Below are 18,505 nucleotides of genomic sequence, written 5' to 3' on the forward strand. Positions count from 1 at the left end.
CGGGTCGCGGCGCGCAGTGTTCGGGCGGAGCGTCAGATCAGCGTCCGCCAGTAGTACCAGAACCGGTCCAGGATCAGCAGCGCGATCACCGCGTACCAGAGCACCGGAACGGCCCAGTGGTAGCGGTCCGCCTCCCGGACCACCGGGCGCAGGCCGCGCGGCACCGGGATCACACCGCTGCGCAGGTTGTGCAGGGTGGTGTACCAGAACAGCGAGATCATCGCCGTCCAGACCACGATGCAGTACGGGCAGAGCGCGCCGATCGAGTACAGCGTCTGGGTCATCAGCCAGGTGACGAAGCCGACCCCGAAGATCACGCCCGCCTGCAGGCCGAGCCAGAACCAACGCCGGTACGCCGCGCCGGCCAGCACCGCGGCGCCGATCGTGATCACCACACCGAAGGCCACCAGCCCGATCAGCGAGTTGGGGAAGCCGAAGACCGCGGCCTGGGCGCTGCGCATCACCGAGCCGCAGCTGATGATCGGGTTGATGTTGCAGCTGGGGACGTAGGACGGGTTCTGGAAGATCCGGATCTTGTCCAGGGTCAGCTCGACCGAGGCGGCCAGCCCGACCACGCCGGTGACCACCAGCAGCCAGGCCAGCCTGCGGCCGGCGGGAACGGTGTCGGTACGAGGCATCGGCTCAGCCCGCCGAGACGGTCTGCTGGACCAGCGCCTGGTACTGATCGGGGCTGACCGGGGTGCCGCTGCCGTCGAAGACGTTCAGCGTCTTGCCGTCCAGCACCAGGGTGGGGGTGCCGCTGACGCCGCTGTCGTTGAACGCCTGGGAGACCTTGGCGGCCCAGGGGGCGTAGGTGCCGTCCTTGACCGCCTTGACGAAGGCGTCGGTCTTCAGACCGGGGACCTTGTCGGCCAGGTCGAGCAGGTGGTTGACGTCGCCGAAGCCGTCGGTCCGCTCGTCCGGCTGGTTCGCGTAGAGCACGTCGTGGAACTGCTTGAACTTGTCCGTGCCCTCGTTCAACGCCGCACCGGCCGCCGCCAGCGCGTTGTGCGAGCCCTTACCACCGAGGTTGGCGTCCAGGAAGGTGGCGAGGTGGTACTCGACCTTGTAGGTGCCGTTGTCCGCGAGCTGCTGGATGGTCTTGCCGTCGGTGGTCTCCAGCCGCTCGCAGATCGGGCAGCGGAAGTCCTCGTAGATCTTCAGGGTGTGCTTGGCGTCGGCCTTGCCGTAGGTGATCACGGTGCCGTCCGGGCCGGAGGTGTTGGCCGGGGCCACCACTGGCCCCGCGGCGGCACTGCTGCCCCCGCCGTGCTGGCTCACCACTATCGCCACGCCCGCCGCCAGGGCCACCACCACGGCGGAGGCCACGCCGAGCACGACCCGGCGGCGGGTCTTCTCGGCCTTCTCCTCGCGGAGCCGCTGCTCGCGCAGGCGCTCGGTGGCCGACTTGTTCGACTTCTGCTGGTTGCTCATGGTGGTGCGGTTCCTGTCTCACGCGGTCCGGATACGGCTGGGCACGCTCCGGCGAAGCGCCGGGAGCGGTGGGGCCTGCGTGAGGTGCGGGACGGTGCTCAGCAGGCCGGCGCGAAGGCCGGCGGCCCCCGGCGGACGGCGGGGCGGAGCAGGACCGGCTCGGCGGGGATCCGCTCGCGGCTGGCGCGGGGGATCCGCAGCCGGAGCACCGGCCGGGCCGGGAGCGGGGCGCGCAGACGCAGCACCCGCCAGCTGCCGGCGAGCAGTTCGCCGAGCGCCCGGGCGACCGTGGCCTGGCCGCGCAGCGCTCGCTCGCTCTGCCGCAGCCACCAGGAGGCGAGGACGGCGAGCAGGACGTGCCCGAGCAGTACGGACAGGCCGCCGACCGACGTCACCGTGGCCGCCGGATCGGTGAGGAAGCCGCCGACCGAACCGCCGCCGCAGATCAGCTCCTCAAGGCTGCTGCGGCTGCCGTGCAGCGCGGCCTCGCCGCTCGGACAGGTGGCCTGCCCGAGGTCGAACAGGACGTTGACCGCCAGCTCGGTCGGAAGGAAGAGGGCCAGGATCCGGCCGAAGCCGCGCTCGGCGCCGGAGCAGACGAACGCGACCAGGAAGGTTGCGAGCGCACCCCCGCCGAGGACGCTGACCGGCAGCGGCCGGCCGCTCAGCACCACCTGGCTCAGGGCAGCCAGCAGCACGACCAGGGCGGCGAAGACCGCGGCCCGGATCGTCCTGGACGCTTGGCTGGTGGTGTGCACGAGTCCCGAGTGTGCCATGGAGAGGTGTCGGTTCGGAATAAGGGGCCGCGCCCGGGGATGCGGGGAAAAGCGCTGAGGGCAAGGCGACCGCCCCGTGCTGAAGGGGGTGCGAGGCCGTGCGCTGGAGAGCCCGCGACCCGGCGCCCGGCGGTCACCGACGTCATGACCGAGGAGACCTAGCGCAGTGGCGGAAGGAGCGAGCGGGCATGCCGCCCGACCTGGTCGAGCGCGCCGATCATGGCAGTCAGCTCCTCGGGCGGCAGCGCCGCGTACAGCTGGCGATCGGTCTCGCGGACGTGGGCACGGGCGGCCCGCACCAGGGCCGCCTCGCCCTGCTCGGTCATGGTGACCAGCTGGACCCGCCGGTCGCTCGGGGACGGCCGGCGTTCGACCAGCCCGGCCTGGACCATCCGGTCGACCAGCCGGGTCGCGCCGCCGCTGGTGACGACCAGCCGCCCGGAGAGCTCGCTCATCGGAGCGCCGTCCGGCCGCTCGGCCAGGATCAGCAGGATCTCGAACATGGAGTGGCTGATCCCGGCCTCGCGCTGGATCGCGGTGCCGAGCTGGTGCTCCAGCAGGGCGGACGCGCTCAGCAGGACCCCGACCGCCCGGATCCGGGGGTCGGCGGCGGCCTGCGCCCCGCTGCTGATCTGCTGCTCCGCCACCGCGAGCCCTCCCTGGTTGATCGAACTGGTGCCCGGACCAATCGTCCCGGGCGGCCGCACCGGCCGTCCAATCGCGTGAGACCGACCGGCGACGGGGCCGGCACACAACGACGTCGCGGGCCCTGCCGCCGGTCGGTCCGAGTGCCGGCGGACCGGGCGGGGCCGGCCTCAGGGCCGCATCGCGGCCAGCACCTCCGCGGTGTCCACGAACTGCTCGAACCGGACGATCAGACCGCCCCGGACCACGAAGTGGTGCGCGACCCGGACGTCGAGCGGCTTGCCGGTGGCCCGGTTGACGGCGGTGTAGCGGGCCAGCACGACGACGTTCTCGCCGTCCACCACGTAGCGGTCGTCGTGGACGACCCAGCCGTCCCAGTCCCGGGCCAGCCGCTCCATCACGTTGGCGGTGACCCCGGCGGGCGTGCGGTACGTCCCGGCCAGCGGGAAGCCGGCCATCTCGGTCCACTCGACGTCGGGGGCGAGGGTGGCCCGCAGCGCGTCGAGGTCGCCGCTCGCCGAGGCCAGGTACTGCCGCCGGACCACATCGGCGGGGGCGGTGGAGAGCACGGCGGTCGCGGTCGAGTCCATGGTCAGCCCCACGCCATCTCGCCCTTGGCGACCTTCGGGCCGATCTGGGCCGCGATCAGCATGCCCGCGCCCGGGTAGCGCTCGACCAGCTCCTCGGTGACGGTGGTGCCGTTGGCGGCCGCGGGGAGCATCGCCTCGAAGGCCAGCAGGTAATCGCGGGTCCAGGCGATGGCGCTGGCGTCGGCCGGCGAGTCGGGCAGCCGGTGACCGGGGACGACCAGGCGCGGGTCCAGCCCCTCCATCTCGTTCAGCTGCTCGATCCAGGCGGTGCGCTGCTCCGCCCGAGGCGTGTCCGCCGTCCAGACGTGCTCCCGCTGGAAGACCAGGACGCCGCCGAGCACCGCGCGGTGCTCCGCCTGCCAGAGGTAGTGGCGGTCGGGAAGCGCCGGGGCCCCGCCCATCAGCTGGAAGCGGTGGCCCTCCAGGTGGAGGTCGCCGGCCAGCGGCTCCAGGTCGAGCAGCCGGGTCGGCCGGTTGGCGCCGACCGCCTCCCAGGCCTTCAGCTTGCCCTCGAAATTGGCCCGGATGTGGCTGATCACCGGCGCGGTGGCGACCAGCCGGGCGGCGGGGAAGGCGTCGGCGAGGACCTCGGCGCCCCAGTAGTAGTCGGGGTCGCCATGGCTGACGAAGACCGTCGTCAGCTCCTTGCCCGAGTCGAGCACCTCGGCCACCAGGCGGTGGCCGTCGGCCCGGGTGAAGCCGGTGTCGATCAGCAGCGCCTCGCGCTCGCCGGTGACCAGGGTGGCGGTCTTGTTCTTGCTACCGACCGGGAAGTCCAGGTCGATGACCTTGAAGTCGAGGGTGCTCATCGGGATCTCCTGAGGATGGTGGGATCGTGGGCGACTCATGGGGCCGAAGCGGACGCTCAGAGCGCCGCGAGGCGGCGGTCCACCTCGGCGACGGTGGCGTGACCGACGGCCAGGACGGTGGCGCGGCGGCCGTCCACCGCGAGCAGGGTGGGGAAGCCTTCGACGCCGAGCTGCGCCGCACGGCGGAAGTCGGCGGCGGCGTCGGCCGCGGCGGCGGGGGACTCGAAGTAGCGGACGACCGCGTCGGCGTCCAGGCCCGCGTCGGCGGCGACCTTCCGGTAGGTGTCCGGGTCGGAGAGGCTCAGGCCGTCCCGGTAGAAGGCCTGCTGCAGGTCGGCGGCCAGCTCGACGGCCCGGGCCGGTGCCGCCGAGCGCAGCGCGGCGAGACCGCGCGCGGCGTCCTCGGAGTCCATCACGAACGAGCCGTCGGCGATCAGCCGTTCGTACGCCGGGCCGAACTCGACGCCGGTCAGCTCGGATATCCGGGCGTTCGCGCCCCGGACGTAGCCGAACTCCCGGATCGGCACCCGGCGGGCACCGGTGAACAGGCCGCCGGAGACCGCCTCGACCGGGAGCCCGGGGTGGCGGTCGGCGACGGTGGCCATGGTGCGGGCGAAGCCGTAGGACCAGCCGCAGTAGGCGTCGAGGACGTAGACGAGTCGCATGGGAAACCTGCCTTGGAGAAGGGTGCGGGCGATTCACCTGACACAACAGTAACTGACTCGTCAGATATTTCCAGAGTCTGGAACACCTCGTCCGGGAGTGGATCCGGCTGACCCTCTGCCCGTTCTCCGACGTGCGGCTGCGCTGCGTCGACGCCCTCGCCGACCACCCGCTGCGGCGGATGCTGGACGCGGGTCCGGTCGCCACCGTCAACTCCGACGACCCGGCTACGTCGACCGGAACCCCACCGGGGCGGCCGCCGTCCTCGGGCTCACCGGCGAGCAGATCCGCAAGCTGGCGCGGAACTCCTCCGAGGCGTCCTTCCCGGACGAGCCGTCGACCCGCGCCCGCCACCTCGCCGAGGTGGACGCCTACCCGCTCCGATCACACCGGCCGCCCGGCGGCCACCCCGCGGTCGTACGGCCCTCGCGGCAGCCGCCCGCCGCTCACGCCGCCCGTACCACGGTGGTGGCCGCGTGGAACTCCGTGTTCTCGCGACCGGGCGGCATCCGTACGGCGCAGCGCGCCCGTCCCCCGTCGGGGTGCTAGAAGAGCGCGTCCTGGGTGGTCGGTGCCTCGGGGCGGCGGCGCGGGCGGAGGTCCAGGCCGGGGCCCGCCGGGCGGTCGGTGGCGGAGAGCGTCCAGCCGGCCAGGCGGCGGGTGTCCAGCAGCAGCGGCACGCCGTCGGACTGGTCGAGGAAGAGGTGGCGGCCGATCGGGCGGCGCAGTGTCCCGGCCAGTACGGCACCGTCGGACAGGCCGGCGACCTCGCGGTACTCGGTGGGGGCGCCGTCCGTGAGCCCGAACAGCTCGACGTGGTCGGTGATCTCGCCGTCCGGGAAGCACTCGATGCGGTGGTCGGCCAGCATCCGCAGCGCCTCGCCGCGCGCCTCGGCCAGGTCGCCGTGCCGCCGTGCGGGGCCGGGCAGATGCCACCAGCCCTCGGTCTTCGCCGGGCTGCGGTACCGCTCGCGCGCCAGGCCCGCGCCGGAGAGCGTCAGTTCGGCGCGGCGGATGCCGGGCAGCGGGCCGCGGGCCAGGAAGGTGAAGGCGAGTGCGCCCTGCTCCAACAGGCGGCTGGTGCCGCGCTGTTCGGCGGTCAGACCGACCTTGAGCAGGCCGGTGCCGAGCCAGGCGAGGTAGAGCCGGTAGGTGCGGCCGTCGTCCAGGATCTGGTCGCGGGCGAGGGCGAGACCGCGGTCCGCGCTCTGGCAGGTCGGGCACTGGACGGCGGCGCCGTCCGGGGCGATGGTCGCGCCGTGCGGGCAGGGGCGGCGCTGCGGCTCGCCGGGGAGCCGGACGCCGGTGCAGCGGCGGGGGCCGGTGAGCAGCCAGCCGATCCGGTCGCCTGGAGCCACCGCGCGCTCGTGCTCCCGCTCGCCGTTGCGCGCGCTCAGATACGGGTGGCCACTGTGCCAGTGCAGCCCGTTGGCGGTCCAGCCTGCTTGCTCCCTCACCCTCACCACGCTACCCGCAGGCACCGACAGCCCCGGGGCACGGGGCAGTCCCCGGAGGAGGGGCGGTGCGCGGGACTATCGGACGTCCCCAACTCCCCTACGACAACCCGGTGTTGATCCAGCGCAGCTGCGATGCCCGGCCCGGCGGCGGACGGCTCAAGATCATCGCCCGTGTGCGCGGCGCGAAGGCCGTCAGCCGTGCTCGGGCGGGGCGGTGACCGTCACCTGGGCCGGGCGCAGCAGATGGCCGCCGACCCGGTAGCCGCACCGGTGGACGGCGGTGCAGACCGGGGCGGCCGCCTGCGGGGAGTGGAGGTAGGCCAGGGCCTCGTGCCGGGTGGGGTCGAAGCGCTCGCCCACCTCGCCGAACGCGAGCAGGCCGAGTGCGGCGAGGTGGTCGGCCAGCTCGTCCGCGACGGCCTGGAACCCGCCGGTGACCTCGCCGAACTCGCGGGCCCGGTCGAGGGCGTCCAGCACCGGCAGCAGGCCGAGCAGGACGTTCGTCACCGCGATCTCCCGGACGGCCAGCCGGTCCCGCCGCACCCGCTTGCGGTAGTTCTCGAAGTCGGCCTGTACCCGCTGGAGATCGGCGGTCCGCTCGGCCAGCAGGGCCGTCAGCTCCTCGGGGGTCGTCGGCACCTCCTCATCGGCGCGCGACCGGACGGGCGTGAACTCGGGCTCGGCGCGGTGCCGGGCGCCGCAGAGCACCAGTTCGCCGGAGGGCTCGCCCTCGTGGGAGTCGTTCACGGTGACGTCCCCTTCGGCCGGTCCTCGTCGACGATCTCGGCGTCCACCACCTCGTCCTCCCTGGCCCCGCCGGTGGCGCCCTCGCCCGCCTGGCCGCCTGGCGCCTGGGTCTGCGCGTACATCGCCGCGCCGATCCGCTGCGCCGCCGTGCTCGCCCGCTCCAGCGCGGTGCGGATCGCGGCGTCGTCGGTGCCCTTCAGGGCCTCCTTGAGCTCGGCCACGGGCTGCTCGACCTCGCTCTTCACATCCTGGGGGATCTTGTCCGGGTTCTCCCGGATCAGCTTCTCGGTGGTGTAGACCAGCTGCTCGGCCTGGTTGCGCGTCTCGGCCGCCTCGCGCCTGCGGCGGTCCTCCTCGGCGTGCTGATCCGCGTCGCGCATCATCCGGTTGATGTCGTCCTTCGGCAGCGCGGACCCGCCGGTGACGGTCATCCGCTGCTCCTTGCCGGTGCCGAGATCCTTCGCGGCCACGTGCATGATGCCGTTGGCGTCGATGTCGAAGGTGACCTCGATCTGCGGCAGGCCGCGCGGCGCGGGCGGCAGGCCGGTCAGCTCGAACATGCCGAGCTTCTTGTTGTAGGCCGCGATCTCGCGCTCGCCCTGGTAGACCTGGATCTGCACGGACGGCTGGTTGTCCTCGGCCGTGGTGAAGATCTCCGAGCGCTTGGTCGGGATCGTGGTGTTGCGCTCGATCAGCCTGGTCATGATGCCGCCCTTGGTCTCGATGCCGAGGGACAGCGGGGTGACGTCCAGCAGCAGGACGTCCTTGACCTCACCCTTGAGCACGCCCGCCTGCAGCGCGGCGCCGATCGCGACGACCTCGTCCGGGTTCACGCCCTTGTGCGGGTCGCGTCCGGTGAGCTCCTTCACCAGCTCGGTGACGGCGGGCATCCTGGTCGAGCCGCCCACCAGGATCACGTGGTCGATGTCCTTGACCGTGATCCGCGCGTCCTCGATCGCGTGGTGGAACGGCGCCTTGCAGCGTTCCAGCAGGTCGGCGGTGAGCTGCTGGAACTCCGCCCGGCTGAGCCGCTGTTCCAGGTGCAGCGGGCCCTCGGGCGAGGCGCTGATGTAGGGCAGGTTGATGGTGGTCTCGGTGGCCGAGGACAGTTCGATCTTGGCCTTCTCGGCGGCCTCGCGCAGGCGCTGCGAGGCCATCTTGTCCTTGGACAGGTCCACGCCGTAGCCGTTCTTGAACTCCTTGACCAGGTGGTCGACGACCCGCTGGTCCCAGTCGTCCCCGCCGAGGTGGGTGTCGCCGTTGGTGGACTTCACCTCCACCACGCCCTCGCCGATCTCCAGCAGCGAGACGTCGAAGGTGCCGCCGCCGAGGTCGAAGACCAGGATCGTCTGCTCGTTCTCCTTGTCCAGCCCGTAGGCGAGCGCGGCCGCGGTCGGCTCGTTGACGATCCGCAGCACCCGCAGACCGGCGATCTCGCCCGCTTCCTTGGTGGCCGTCCGCTGGGCGTCGTTGAAGTACGCCGGGACGGTGACCACGGCGTCGGTGACCTCCTCGCCGAGGTACGCGGAGGCGTCCCGCTTCAGCTTCTGCAGCACCCGGGCGGAGATCTCCTGCGCGGTGTACCGCTTGCCGTCGATGTCGCCGGACTCCGGGAAGTGCCAGTCGGGTTCGCCCATGTGGCGTTTGACCGAGCGGGCGGTGCGGTCCACGTTGGTGACCGCCTGGCGCTTGGCGACCTCGCCGACCAGCACCTCGCCGGTCTTGCTGAAGGCCACCACGGACGGTGTCGTCCTGGCACCCTCGGCGTTCGGGATCACCGAGGGCTCGCCGCCCTCCAGGATGCAGACGACGGAGTTGGTGGTACCGAGGTCGATACCGACTGAGCGGGCCATGTCCGCGCTCCCTCCCTGGGAGGTCACCTCACCCCATTCTCGCGCGCACCACGGGTACGGTCACGCCGTGTGCCGCCCGTAGGGGGAATGAATAGTCACCCGCTCGCCTCCGGGCGCTCCCCGCGGCGGAGCCGCTGATCGGTGGGGTCGGAGCCGACAGTCGTCGCTCGCCCTCCTTGCCCGCCATCGGGCGGGGGTACATCCCCCAGCCTTCGGCCGGGGGGTGCCCCCCACCCGGCCGGAGGCTGGGGGCGAGGGGCCCGCGCTCCTCCCTTTCGGCACCGGCGGCGGAGGTGAGTTCGGCGCTTCGGGCCGGCTGGCCGGCTGGTGGGAGGAGGTGCGCCCAGGGGCTTCGCTCGCTCAACTGGCCACCCCCGCCGCTCGGGGACTGCCGATCGCCCGGGAGGCCGCCAGGGTGCCGGCGACTGCGGCGGTGATCGTCGGGCGGTGGCCGCGGTAGGCCCGCTCGGGGCCGGAGGGCGGCCGGGTGGCGCCGCCCGGCAGCATGCCGTTCGCCTGCTGTGCCCGGGCGAGGGCCGCCCACGCCTCGGCGTGGAACAGCGGCTGCTCCAGGCAGGCGCCGACGGCGAGGAGTTCGCCGAGCAGGTCCCAGCTGCGGGTCTCGGTGAAGGCCTGCAGCCAGGCCGGGAGCCACTGGTGCAGATAACGCTGCAGGTGTGCGGGCAGGCCGGCCGGGTCGGCGCCCCGGTCGGTGAGGTGGAAGACGGTGCGGGTGACCCCGCGGGCGCCCCGGCCGTCCAGCATCCAGGGCTCGGGGACGCCGCCGAGCCAGGTGCGGCGGGTCAGCTCGGCCAGGTCGTGGTGGCCGGGCAGCCCGATCCGCCGGGCGGCGGCGGCCGCGGCGAGTCGGCGGCCCGGTGAGTGCTCCGGCACCTGGGCGGCCCTGGTGGCGGACAGGTGGGCGAGCAGCCGGTCCAGGGCGCGGTGGCGGTAGCCGAGTGCGGCGAGCGGCGAGTAGATCTCCATCGGGTGAGTGGCCGCGGGCGTCTGCCGCTGGAGCTCGTACAGCAGCTCGCCCTCGTGGAACTGCCGCCAGCTGAAGGCCAGCAGTCGGTCGGCGGTCCGGGCGGTCTCCGGGTTGCCCACCGACTCCCGCCGGACCGTCGCGGCGGCCAGCGCCAGTTCGGCCAGCGCCCCGAGGGAGGGCTCGTCGATCTCGTACCAGGGCACGGCCGGGTCCAGCGCGAGGGAGCCGTGGCAGCGGTCCAGCCACTCAAGGGCGCGGGCGCCCACCTGGCGGGGCAGGTGCAGGTCGAGCGGGTCCATCAGCGCGCCCCCGTCCAGTACCGGTCGGTGTCGGCCGTCCGGTGGGCCAGGGTGGTCTCCAGCAGCGTCCTGGGCTGGTCGGCGGCGAGCACCTCGATATGGGCCAGCGCGGCGCCCAGCAGCGGCTCGGGACGGGTGGCGCTGTCCAGGGAGAGCCAGCGGGCCAGCCGGGCGGCGCGCAGCAGGTCGCGGCGGAGCAGCGCGTGGGTGAGGCCCCGGCCGAGGTCCAGCCGGCGGCGCCTGGCCTGGTCGCGCTGCGGGCAGTGCAGTCCGGGCAGGGCCAGCGAGGACAGCTGCGTCAGTCCGGCCGTCCAGGCGGGCCACGGTTCGTCGGCGGGCCGGGGCTCGATCCGCTGGACCGGATCGACGGGTGCGGGTGCGGGTGCGGCGAGGCCGTACCGGTGGATGTCGGCGAGCCCGTCCCAGCCCTCGGGGTCGACGCCGAGGGCGGTCAGGGTGCGGCACAGGGCCCAGTCGCGCAGGCCCCAGAGCCGGTCGATGGCGGGGTCGAGCGACCGTGGGGCGGGGACGGCGCTGACGGCCTCGGTGAGCAGGGCGACGTCGCCGGGGCCCAGGGTGTGCGGGCCGACGACGAAGGGGGTCAGCGCGTCGGCTCCGAGCGCCCGTACGGCACCGAGGTGGGCGGCCTCGGTGCCCTGCGGGTGCTGCTCCAGCCGGAACGCGACGTCGCCCGCGCCCCTCAGGGCGCGGGCGACGTCACTCGCGAGCCTGAGGGTGGCCGTCTCGACCGCCTCGGGCTTCGAAGGGTGTGGGGTGGGCAAGGCCGGGACGCCCTCAGTCTCCGGTGCGGGACCCGACCGGCCGGATCCCGGCTGCGCGGTCCTGGACGGTGACGGGCTCATGCGGGGACATGCGGATCACCTCGCGGATAAACATGGACATAAGGCCCCAAACATAACCATTCGTTCTCGAGTGGCCGCTCCGGCACACGTGGACCGATCGGGTGGTGGAGCATTCTGACGGTCGGTCAACGCGCGGCGCCCGCGCGGCGGACGGGGCCCGGGCAGCCGTGCCTTGCAGGCGGCGGGGGCGGGGCGCACGCTTGGGGTAGCGACGGCAGCAGGGGGTTTGGGAGGTCGCCATGCAGAACCAGTGGGATGTGCAGCTGAGTTTCTCCGAGGACGGGGTGCACACCGTCTGCGAGGCGTCCCTGGTCGGACCCCGGGCACCGGGGCTGCGCGGGCACGGCGAGGCGACCCGCAGCGTGGAGGACCGCCCGCTGGCGCGGATCGGGGAGGAACTGGCGGCTTCACGCGCGCTGGAGGACCTCTCGCACCGGCTGAAGGCCCAGGCGAACGGCGAGATCGCCGACGAGGGGCACCGGCCGGGCTACCTGATCTACTGAGCTGCGGAAGCAGCGGCCACCGGGCTACGGCAGCAGCGCGGGGGAGAAGCCGCCGTGCAGCAGCAGGGCGGGGCTGCCGGTGCCGTCGGCCGGGACGGTCCACAGGTCGGAGCCGGTGCCGCCGGCGGCCGGGAGGGTGTAGGCGAGGGTGGTGTCGTCGAGCCACGCGGCCTGGTCGTCGACGCTGCGCGTCTCGGTCAGTTCGGTCTCCCTGCCGCTCGCCAGGTCCAGCACGTACAGCCGCCAGGGGCGGACCGGATCGCTGGAGACACGCTTCTTGAAGGCGATCCTGGTGTTGTCGGGGGAGAGCGAGGGGCACTCGACGTTCTCCCGCAGCACGGTCATCCGGCGTGCCGCCAGGTCTCCCCTGACCAGGTACGTCTTCCCGGTGCTCACCGGGGACATGGTGGCGTAGAAGGTGTTGTCGTCCGAGGTGAAGGTGACGCCCCAGAAGTTGCGGTCCGCCGGCAGGTAGGACTTCCCGTCCTTGCTGACGGAGAAGTCCTCCAGGGTCGCGGTCAGCGCTCCGGTGCGCACGTCCAGGACGGAGGTGCGGGTGGAGAAGGAGTTGGCGGCGTAGGAGTCGCCGGAGGTGAAGACCGTCCAGGAGGCCATCCGGCCGGAGGCGGAGATCCTGGCGCGGTTGGGGGCACCCGCGCCGAGGTCGATCCGGCGCCGCTCGCGCAGGGTGGCGTCCAGGATCCTGACGTGGTGGCTGGGGATCGCGCCGTACTCGGTGGTGAGGCAGACGACCGTGCCGGCGGCGGCGTAGACGCGCTCGCAGGGGGTGTGGCCGACGGTGCGCGGGCCGGTGGGGTCGGCGCGGTCGACGGTGGCCAGCAGGCCGAAGCCGGGGCCCGGTTCGGTGTCGCGGAACAGCAGCTCGCCGTGTGCGCCGGTGAGGTCGAGCTCTCCGGCGGCGGGGGCCGCGCCGGATCCGTGGTGCATGCCGCGGTCGGCGCGGTGCGCGGCGTGCAGGCCGTAGCCGATGCCGAGGCCGGCGAGCAGCACCAGGGCCACGGCGAAGACGGCGACGCGGCCCCTGGTGAACAGCGGCCCGTCCTGGTCGGTCTCGGACGGGACTTGGCGGGTCAAGGTCAATTCGCCTCTTTCGCGGTCGGCGCGTTCACGGGGCGGGGCAGGGCCGTGCGGACCAGTACGGCCGACGCCACCAGGCAGACCAGCAGGCCGAGGCCGAAGGCGTACAGGGTCGGACGCGGCCCCAAGTAGCGGTACGCCAGGCCGAACAGCAGCGAGGAGGCGAACATCCCCAGCGCCTGGAGGCTCTGCAGCACCGCGAAGCCCGAGGTGCGGGAGTGCGCGGGCAGCAGGGCGGCGGCATGGGCCATCAGCGGGGCGTCGGTGGCCGCGTAGAAGACGCCGTGCAGCACGAGCACCGCGACCAGCACCACCGGCCCGCCCCGGGAGGAGACGAGCAGCGCGAGCACGGCGAGGAAGCAGACGTGTCCGGCGAGGAAGAGCCGCCAGGGCCCGAGCCGGTCGGACAGCGAACCGAGCGGCAGCGAGAGCAGCAGGTACGGCGCGGCGGTGCCGAGGGCCAGCAGCGGGAACCAGCGGGCGGCCAGGTCGTCCTGGCGCTGGAGGGACAGGTAGACGAAGGCGTCGCTGATGGTCGCGGTCTCCAGCAGCATCACGCACAGGCAGGTGCGGCCGAAGGCCCCCACGCGCAGCAGGCCGAAGGCGGCGCCGAGGGTGAGCGGCCGGCGTTCGGCGCGGGGGCCGCGCCGCTCGCGGACGAAGAGCAGCAGCACCAGGAGGCCCACGGCGGCCACGCAGAAGCTCGCCATGAACACCGCGTCATAGGCGGTGGCCACGGCCGAGAGCACCGCGAAGGCGATCAGCGGACCGCCGAAGGCGCCCGCGGTGTCCAGGGTGCGGTGCACACCGAAGGCCCGGCCCTGTGCCCCGGGGGTGCTGGAGAGCGAGATCAGCGCGTCGCGCGGGGCGGTGCGCAGGCCCTTGCCGCTGCGGTCCACGGCCAGCACGGTGCTGATGCCCGGGAGCGAGGCGCCCGCCGCCGGCAGGCCGAGCTTGCACACGGCGGAGAGCGCGTAACCGGCCACCGCGACCGGCTTGCGGGCGTGGAACCGGTCGGCGAGGTGGGCGCCGGCGAGCCGCAGGAAGACCGATGCCCCGTTGAACAGCCCGTCCAGGAAGCCGGTTTGGAGCATCGTCAGCCCGAGCACCGAGGTGTAGTACAGCGGCAGCACCGAGCTGACCATCTCGGAGGAGATGTCGGTGAGGAAGCTGACCACCCCGAGCGCCAGCACGTTGGCGGCGACCCGGCGCCCGGCGCGGGAGCCGGGAGATCCGGTGCCGGTCCCGGCCGCGGAGTCGGCGGCCCGACTGGAGGAGAGGTACACCGGTCAGACCAGGTTGTCCGCGGTCGGCCGGGTGCGCAGCCTGGCGGGACTGAGCAGGGCCGCGGCGGCCCGCCGGCTGCGCTCCTGGCCGAGCAGCGCCCGGGAGCCCTCGCGCAGCAGCATCGCCGCCCAGAACACGGCGGTGGCGGCGGCGGAGTTGCGGCGGTGGAACAGCCGGACCTTGTTGAGGGTGAGCAGGGTCCACAGCCGGGGCGAGACCTCGGAGTCGCCCTCCAGGTGCACGGCGTGGGCGTCGGGGGCGAGCCGGGTGCGGTGGCCGAGATCGCGGGCGCGCAGCGCGTACTCGGTCTCCTCGGAGTAGAGGAAGAACGATTCGTCCCAGAGGCCGCAGTCCCGCAGACAGTCCCAGGAGATCAGCAGGGCCGCACCGGTGGCCCAGTCGGCGGTGGTGGCGGCGCGGTAGGCGGCCCCGGCGGTGATGGTCTCGCCGAGCAGCGACCAGCGTCCGGCCCGCCGGTTGCCCAGTACGGCCTCGCCGATCGCCCGCAGTACGGCGGGTTCGCGGCGCAGCGAGTGGGTGAGGACGCCGCTCTCGCCGTGCAGCCGGGGCACCACGATGCCGGTGCCGGGGCGGTCGAGGTGCGGCAGCATGGCGGCGACGCAGCCGGGGGAGAGGCGGATGTCCGGGTTGAGCACCAGGACGGCGGTGCGGGGTTCGAGAACGGCGAGCGCGGCGTTGATCGCCGCCGCGTACCCGGCGTTGTAGCCGGTCCGGACGATCCTGGCCCCGGGTATCCGCTCCTGAATGAGCGTCAGAGTTCCGTCTGTCGAGGCGTTGTCGGCCACCGTCAGCCGCCATTCGACTCCCTGGAGCCCCTGTTCCAGGGAGTCCAGCAGTCCGGGCAGGACCTCGGCACTGTTCCAGGTGACCACGATCACCTCGACCGTCGCAGGCTTCATCATTCCCCTCCAGCAGGCGCGAGCCCAGTATGCGACGGATTGCGGACCTCGGTCAGGGATTCGCCTCAACATCATCTCCACGGTACGGCTACATAGTTGGAGAGATTGTTTGCGATTTGTCCTCGCGGGAGGTGAGCGGGCCGCTACCTTGCTCGGTGGGGATCGCATGGTGCTACGCGAGCGACACGGCCTTCGGTGGGGGATGTCGGTGTCCGGCGCTCGTATTCGCAGTTCGGGGCAACCTTTGTCGGACGCACCAGGGGGGAAGCATGGCCGTCGAGTCGGCCGCACGTTCGGAGAGTATTCGTGATGTCATCACACCCCGGGAGCCGCAACGGCGGTGGGAGTACGACCATTTCGTGAAGCTCGTCGCCCTCGACCTGGGGGCAGCGGCCGCCACCGCCGCGGCCGCCCAGTTCTGCGGCGCGCGGCGGGAGGTCGTCCTGCCGCTGCCGCTGCTGTGGCCGCTCGCACTGCTGGCCGTCCGCGCCTACGGGCAGCGGCAGTTGGCCGGAGGCCTGGAGGAGTACCGCCGAATAACCAGGGCCGCCCTGGTGCTCGGCGCCATCGCCGTGCTGGGCTCCGGACTCGCCCTCGGCCGCGACGAACTGGTCTACGACGCGGTGCTCGCGCTGGCCGGCGCGGCCGCCCTGACCCTGGCCCTGCGCCGGGTCCTGCAGTGGCGGGTGGCGGCCGCCTGGGCGGCCGGTCGCAACCTGCGTCGGGTGCTGGTGCTCGGCCACCCCGGCGGGGTGGCCGAGCTGGCCGAGTCCCTGGCGAGGCAGTCGCCGCACGGCCTGCGGCTGATCGGCGCCTGCCTCACCGCTGCACCCGCGCCGGACCGGCGGCCCGACCCGCAACTTCCCGTACTGGGCGGCCGGGAGAACGTGGTCTCGGTGGTCCGCCGCACCGGCTGCGAGATGGTCATCGTGCTGCCGGACGCGGCCCTGGACCAGATGGCGCTGCGCCGGCTCGGCTGGGACCTGGCCGCTGAGGGAGTCCAGCTGCTGATCAGCCCGCAGCTGACCGATGTCGCCGCCGCCCGGCTCAGCGTCCGCAGCATCGGTGGCCTGCCGTTGCTGCACCTGCGGGCCCCCGTCGGCTCGGCCCTGGTCCGGCTGCCGAAGGAGATCCTCGACCGGCTGATCGCTGCCGTCGGGCTGTTGCTGCTCACCCCGCTGCTGCTGGTGGTCGCGGCCGCCGTGCGCAGCACCAGCCCCGGGCCCGCGCTGTTCCAGCAGCGCCGGGCGGGCCTGGGCGGCGAGCAGTTCACCATGCTCAAGTTCCGCACCATGGTGCAGAACGCCGAGGAGCTCAGGGACGAGCTCGCCGAGCTCAACGTCAACAGCGACGGTCCGCTGTTCAAGCTGCCCGGGGACCCGAGGACCACCGGCGTCGGCCGCTTCCTGCGCCGCTACTCGCTGGACGAACTCCCGCAGCTGATCAACGTGTTGGCCGGGCACATGTCACTGGTCGGGCCCAGGCCCCCGCTGCCCGAGGAGACCCTCGACTACGACGAGGTCACCCGCCGCCGGCTGCTGGTCAAGCCGGGACTGACCGGGCTCTGGCAGGTCAGCGGACGCTCCGACCTGCCCTGGAAGGAAGCCGTCCGGCTCGACCTCAGCTACGTCGACAACTGGTCCCACGTGCTGGACGCGCGGATCCTGCTGCGCACCACGGGCGCCGTGGCCCGCGGCAAGGGTGCCTACTGACACACCTGCCGGATGGGCAGCAATGATTGACGTATCGTCAGTTTCCTCCGAAAGGAACCGTCACGTGATAGCCACTGCGCCGACCGCCCGGACGCAAGCCCCTCCGCTGGGCCTGGCCGTGGTCGGGGCCGGCTACTGGGGCCCGAACCTGGTGCGCAACTTCCAGGCCTCGCCGGAGTTCCGGCTTCGCTGGCTCTGCGACCTGGACCTGGCCAGGGCGCGGCGGGTGCTGGGCGAGTACTCGACGGTGGCCGCCACCGACGACTACGCCGAGGTGCTCGCCGACCCCGGGGTGGCGGCCGTCGCCGTCGCCACCCCGGCCGGCACCCACCTGGAGGTGGCGCTGGCCGCACTGCGCGCGGGCAAGCACGTGCTGGTGGAGAAGCCGCTCGCGGCCACCGGGGAGGAGGGCCGGCTGCTGGTCGCCGAGGCCGAGCGGCGCGGCCTGGTGCTGATGTGCGACCACACCTACTGCTACACGCCGGCGGTCAGCCGGATCCGTGAGCTGGTCGGCTCGGGGGAGCTCGGAGACATCCAGTACGTGGACTCGGTCCGGATCAACCTCGGCCTGGTCCAGAAGGACGTGGACGTGCTCTGGGACCTCGCCCCGCACGACCTGTCGATCCTGGACGCGGTACTGCCCGAGGCCGACCGGCCGGTCGCGGTGGCCGCACAGGGCGCCGACCCGCTCGGCGTCGGCCGGGCCTGCGTGGCGTACCTGACGCTGCGGCTGGCCTCCGGGGCGATCGCCCACGTGCACGTCAACTGGCTCTCACCGACCAAGGTCCGCACCACCATGGTCGGCGGCTCCAAGCGCACCGTGATCTGGGACGACCTCAACCCGCAGCAGCGGATCGCCCTGTTCGACCGGGGCGTCGACCTCGCCACCCCCGAGCAGCTCGGCGACGGGGAGCGCCGGGAGCGGCAGGTCAACTACCGCTCCGGCGACATGGTCGCGCCCGCGCTCGGTGAGAAGGAGGCGCTGCGCGGGGTGGTGGAGGAGTTCGCCGCCGCCATCCGACAGGGCCGCGCCCCGCTCACCGACGGCCGGTCGGGGCTGCGGGTGCTGGAGATCCTGGAGGCGGCCGAGCTGAGTCTGGAGCGCGACGGCGCGCTGGTGCCGCTCGCCTCGGCCCGGGTGGGAGAGGCCGCGTGCTGAGGCGGGACCTGGTGATCGTCGGCGCCGGGGGCTTCGGCCGGGAGGCCGCCGAGGCGGCCCGGGCGGCCGGCGACAGCTGGCGGCTGCGCGGCTTCCTGGATGACAACGAGGCACTGCACGGCAGCGAGGTGGACGGCGTCCCGGTGCTCGGCCCGGCCGAGGCGGTGCACGACCTGCCCGACGCGCAGGTGGTGCTGTGCACGGTCAACCCCCGGGTGTACAGCAGTCGTTCGGACCTACTGGAACGGCTGAAGCTGCCCGAGGACCGGTACGCCACCCTGGTGCACCCGAGCGCACAGATCGCCCACGCCGCCGAACTCGGGCCGGGCAGCGTGCTGCTGGCGAACGTGGTGATCACCGCCCGGGCGACGGTGGGCGCGCACGTCGCCGTGATGCCGCAGACGGTACTCACCCATGACACCGAGGTCGCCGACCTGGTCACGCTGGCCACCGGGGTCCGCCTCGGCGGCGGGGTGCGGCTGGAGCGCGGCTGCTACCTCGGCGCGGGCGCGATGGTCCGCGAGTACACCACGGTCGGCCGTTGGTCACTGGTCGGCATGGGCTCGGTGGTACTGCACGACGTGCCTCCGTACCAGGTCTGGGCCGGCAGTCCGGCCCGGTTCCTGCGCGCGGCGGCTGGGGCAGCCGAAGGGGCGACGAAGCCCCGGCCGGTGCCCGGGAGTTCATAGGCACATCAGGGGA

The 18,505-nt window shown here is 73.2% G+C and carries 19 protein-coding genes; 4 read left to right on the plus strand and 15 right to left on the minus strand.

All coding sequences use genetic code 11. The features are described from left to right. Positions 1 to 32 precede the first annotated feature (32 nt). The 12 genes from ACZ5ON_RS02985 to ACZ5ON_RS03040 all read right to left on the minus strand — a co-directional run bounded on the left by ACZ5ON_RS02985 (position 33) and on the right by ACZ5ON_RS03040 (position 11,043). Positions 33 to 638: a vitamin K epoxide reductase family protein gene (locus ACZ5ON_RS02985; protein ID WP_465584433.1), complete on the minus strand. Its 606-nt coding sequence runs from the start codon at positions 636 to 638 to the stop codon at positions 33 to 35. Between the two features lie 4 nt (positions 639 to 642). Continuing rightward, positions 643 to 1,434: a DsbA family protein gene (locus tag ACZ5ON_RS02990; protein ID WP_465584436.1), complete on the minus strand. Its 792-nt coding sequence runs from the start codon at positions 1,432 to 1,434 to the stop codon at positions 643 to 645. Positions 1,435 to 1,532: 98 nt separating this feature from the next. Further along, complete coding sequence (locus ACZ5ON_RS02995; protein WP_465584439.1) at positions 1,533 to 2,192, minus strand: hypothetical protein; 660 nt, start codon at positions 2,190 to 2,192, stop codon at positions 1,533 to 1,535. Between the two features lie 176 nt (positions 2,193 to 2,368). Beyond that, positions 2,369 to 2,857, minus strand: coding sequence for a MarR family winged helix-turn-helix transcriptional regulator (locus ACZ5ON_RS03000; RefSeq protein WP_465584442.1), 489 nt, complete (start codon positions 2,855 to 2,857; stop codon positions 2,369 to 2,371). Positions 2,858 to 3,025: 168 nt separating this feature from the next. After that, on the minus strand, positions 3,026 to 3,445 hold the full coding sequence (locus tag ACZ5ON_RS03005) for a nuclear transport factor 2 family protein (protein WP_465584445.1): 420 nt from the start codon (positions 3,443 to 3,445) through the stop codon (positions 3,026 to 3,028). Positions 3,446 to 3,447: 2 nt separating this feature from the next. Beyond that, entirely contained in the window at positions 3,448 to 4,254 is an 807-nt protein-coding gene (locus tag ACZ5ON_RS03010) for an MBL fold metallo-hydrolase (RefSeq protein WP_465584448.1), read from the minus strand. A 56-nt stretch (positions 4,255 to 4,310) separates the two neighbouring features. Then, positions 4,311 to 4,919, minus strand: coding sequence for a DsbA family protein (locus ACZ5ON_RS03015; protein WP_465584451.1), 609 nt, complete (start codon positions 4,917 to 4,919; stop codon positions 4,311 to 4,313). A gap of 543 nt (positions 4,920 to 5,462) precedes the next feature. After that, the gene (locus ACZ5ON_RS03020; RefSeq protein ID WP_465584453.1) at positions 5,463 to 6,374 is read right to left on the minus strand and encodes a DUF2797 domain-containing protein; all 912 of its coding nucleotides are present in this window, start codon (positions 6,372 to 6,374) and stop codon (positions 5,463 to 5,465) included. A gap of 192 nt (positions 6,375 to 6,566) precedes the next feature. Then, positions 6,567 to 7,121: a nucleotide exchange factor GrpE gene (gene grpE / locus ACZ5ON_RS03025; protein ID WP_465584456.1), complete on the minus strand. Its 555-nt coding sequence runs from the start codon at positions 7,119 to 7,121 to the stop codon at positions 6,567 to 6,569. Next, positions 7,118 to 8,974, minus strand: coding sequence for a molecular chaperone DnaK (gene dnaK, locus ACZ5ON_RS03030; RefSeq protein ID WP_465584458.1), 1,857 nt, complete (start codon positions 8,972 to 8,974; stop codon positions 7,118 to 7,120). Before dnaK ends, grpE begins: the two co-directional genes overlap by 4 nt. A gap of 360 nt (positions 8,975 to 9,334) precedes the next feature. Further along, positions 9,335 to 10,261: a DUF6895 family protein gene (locus ACZ5ON_RS03035; RefSeq protein ID WP_465584461.1), complete on the minus strand. Its 927-nt coding sequence runs from the start codon at positions 10,259 to 10,261 to the stop codon at positions 9,335 to 9,337. Then, complete coding sequence (locus ACZ5ON_RS03040; protein ID WP_465584463.1) at positions 10,261 to 11,043, minus strand: hypothetical protein; 783 nt, start codon at positions 11,041 to 11,043, stop codon at positions 10,261 to 10,263. The genes ACZ5ON_RS03035 and ACZ5ON_RS03040 overlap by 1 nt, the downstream gene beginning before the upstream one ends. A gap of 320 nt (positions 11,044 to 11,363) precedes the next feature. Here ACZ5ON_RS03040 and ACZ5ON_RS03045 point away from each other — a divergent pair, with 320 nt between their 5' ends. Continuing rightward, complete coding sequence (locus ACZ5ON_RS03045) at positions 11,364 to 11,627, plus strand: dsRBD fold-containing protein (protein ID WP_344635545.1); 264 nt, start codon at positions 11,364 to 11,366, stop codon at positions 11,625 to 11,627. A gap of 24 nt (positions 11,628 to 11,651) precedes the next feature. Here ACZ5ON_RS03045 and ACZ5ON_RS03050 read toward each other — a convergent pair whose 3' ends face one another. From ACZ5ON_RS03050 to ACZ5ON_RS03060, 3 genes are read right to left on the minus strand one after another with little or no spacing between them, the layout of a single operon-like run. After that, the gene (locus ACZ5ON_RS03050) at positions 11,652 to 12,722 is read right to left on the minus strand and encodes a TolB family protein (RefSeq protein WP_465584470.1); all 1,071 of its coding nucleotides are present in this window, start codon (positions 12,720 to 12,722) and stop codon (positions 11,652 to 11,654) included. A gap of 2 nt (positions 12,723 to 12,724) precedes the next feature. Further along, entirely contained in the window at positions 12,725 to 14,011 is a 1,287-nt protein-coding gene (locus ACZ5ON_RS03055) for an MFS transporter (protein WP_465584474.1), read from the minus strand. Between the two features lie 3 nt (positions 14,012 to 14,014). Beyond that, positions 14,015 to 14,932: a glycosyltransferase gene (locus ACZ5ON_RS03060; protein ID WP_465584477.1), complete on the minus strand. Its 918-nt coding sequence runs from the start codon at positions 14,930 to 14,932 to the stop codon at positions 14,015 to 14,017. A gap of 359 nt (positions 14,933 to 15,291) precedes the next feature. Here ACZ5ON_RS03060 and ACZ5ON_RS03065 point away from each other — a divergent pair, with 359 nt between their 5' ends. The 3 genes from ACZ5ON_RS03065 (at position 15,292) to ACZ5ON_RS03075 (ending at position 18,492) form a co-directional block, all read left to right on the plus strand. Next, complete coding sequence (locus ACZ5ON_RS03065; RefSeq protein WP_465584480.1) at positions 15,292 to 16,644, plus strand: sugar transferase; 1,353 nt, start codon at positions 15,292 to 15,294, stop codon at positions 16,642 to 16,644. Between the two features lie 64 nt (positions 16,645 to 16,708). After that, complete coding sequence (locus ACZ5ON_RS03070) at positions 16,709 to 17,803, plus strand: Gfo/Idh/MocA family protein (RefSeq protein WP_465584485.1); 1,095 nt, start codon at positions 16,709 to 16,711, stop codon at positions 17,801 to 17,803. Then, positions 17,797 to 18,492, plus strand: coding sequence for an acetyltransferase (locus ACZ5ON_RS03075; protein ID WP_465584488.1), 696 nt, complete (start codon positions 17,797 to 17,799; stop codon positions 18,490 to 18,492). Before ACZ5ON_RS03070 ends, ACZ5ON_RS03075 begins: the two co-directional genes overlap by 7 nt. The last annotated feature ends 13 nt before the right edge of the window (positions 18,493 to 18,505 follow it).

The organism is Kitasatospora sp. NPDC032150, from assembly GCF_055579945.1.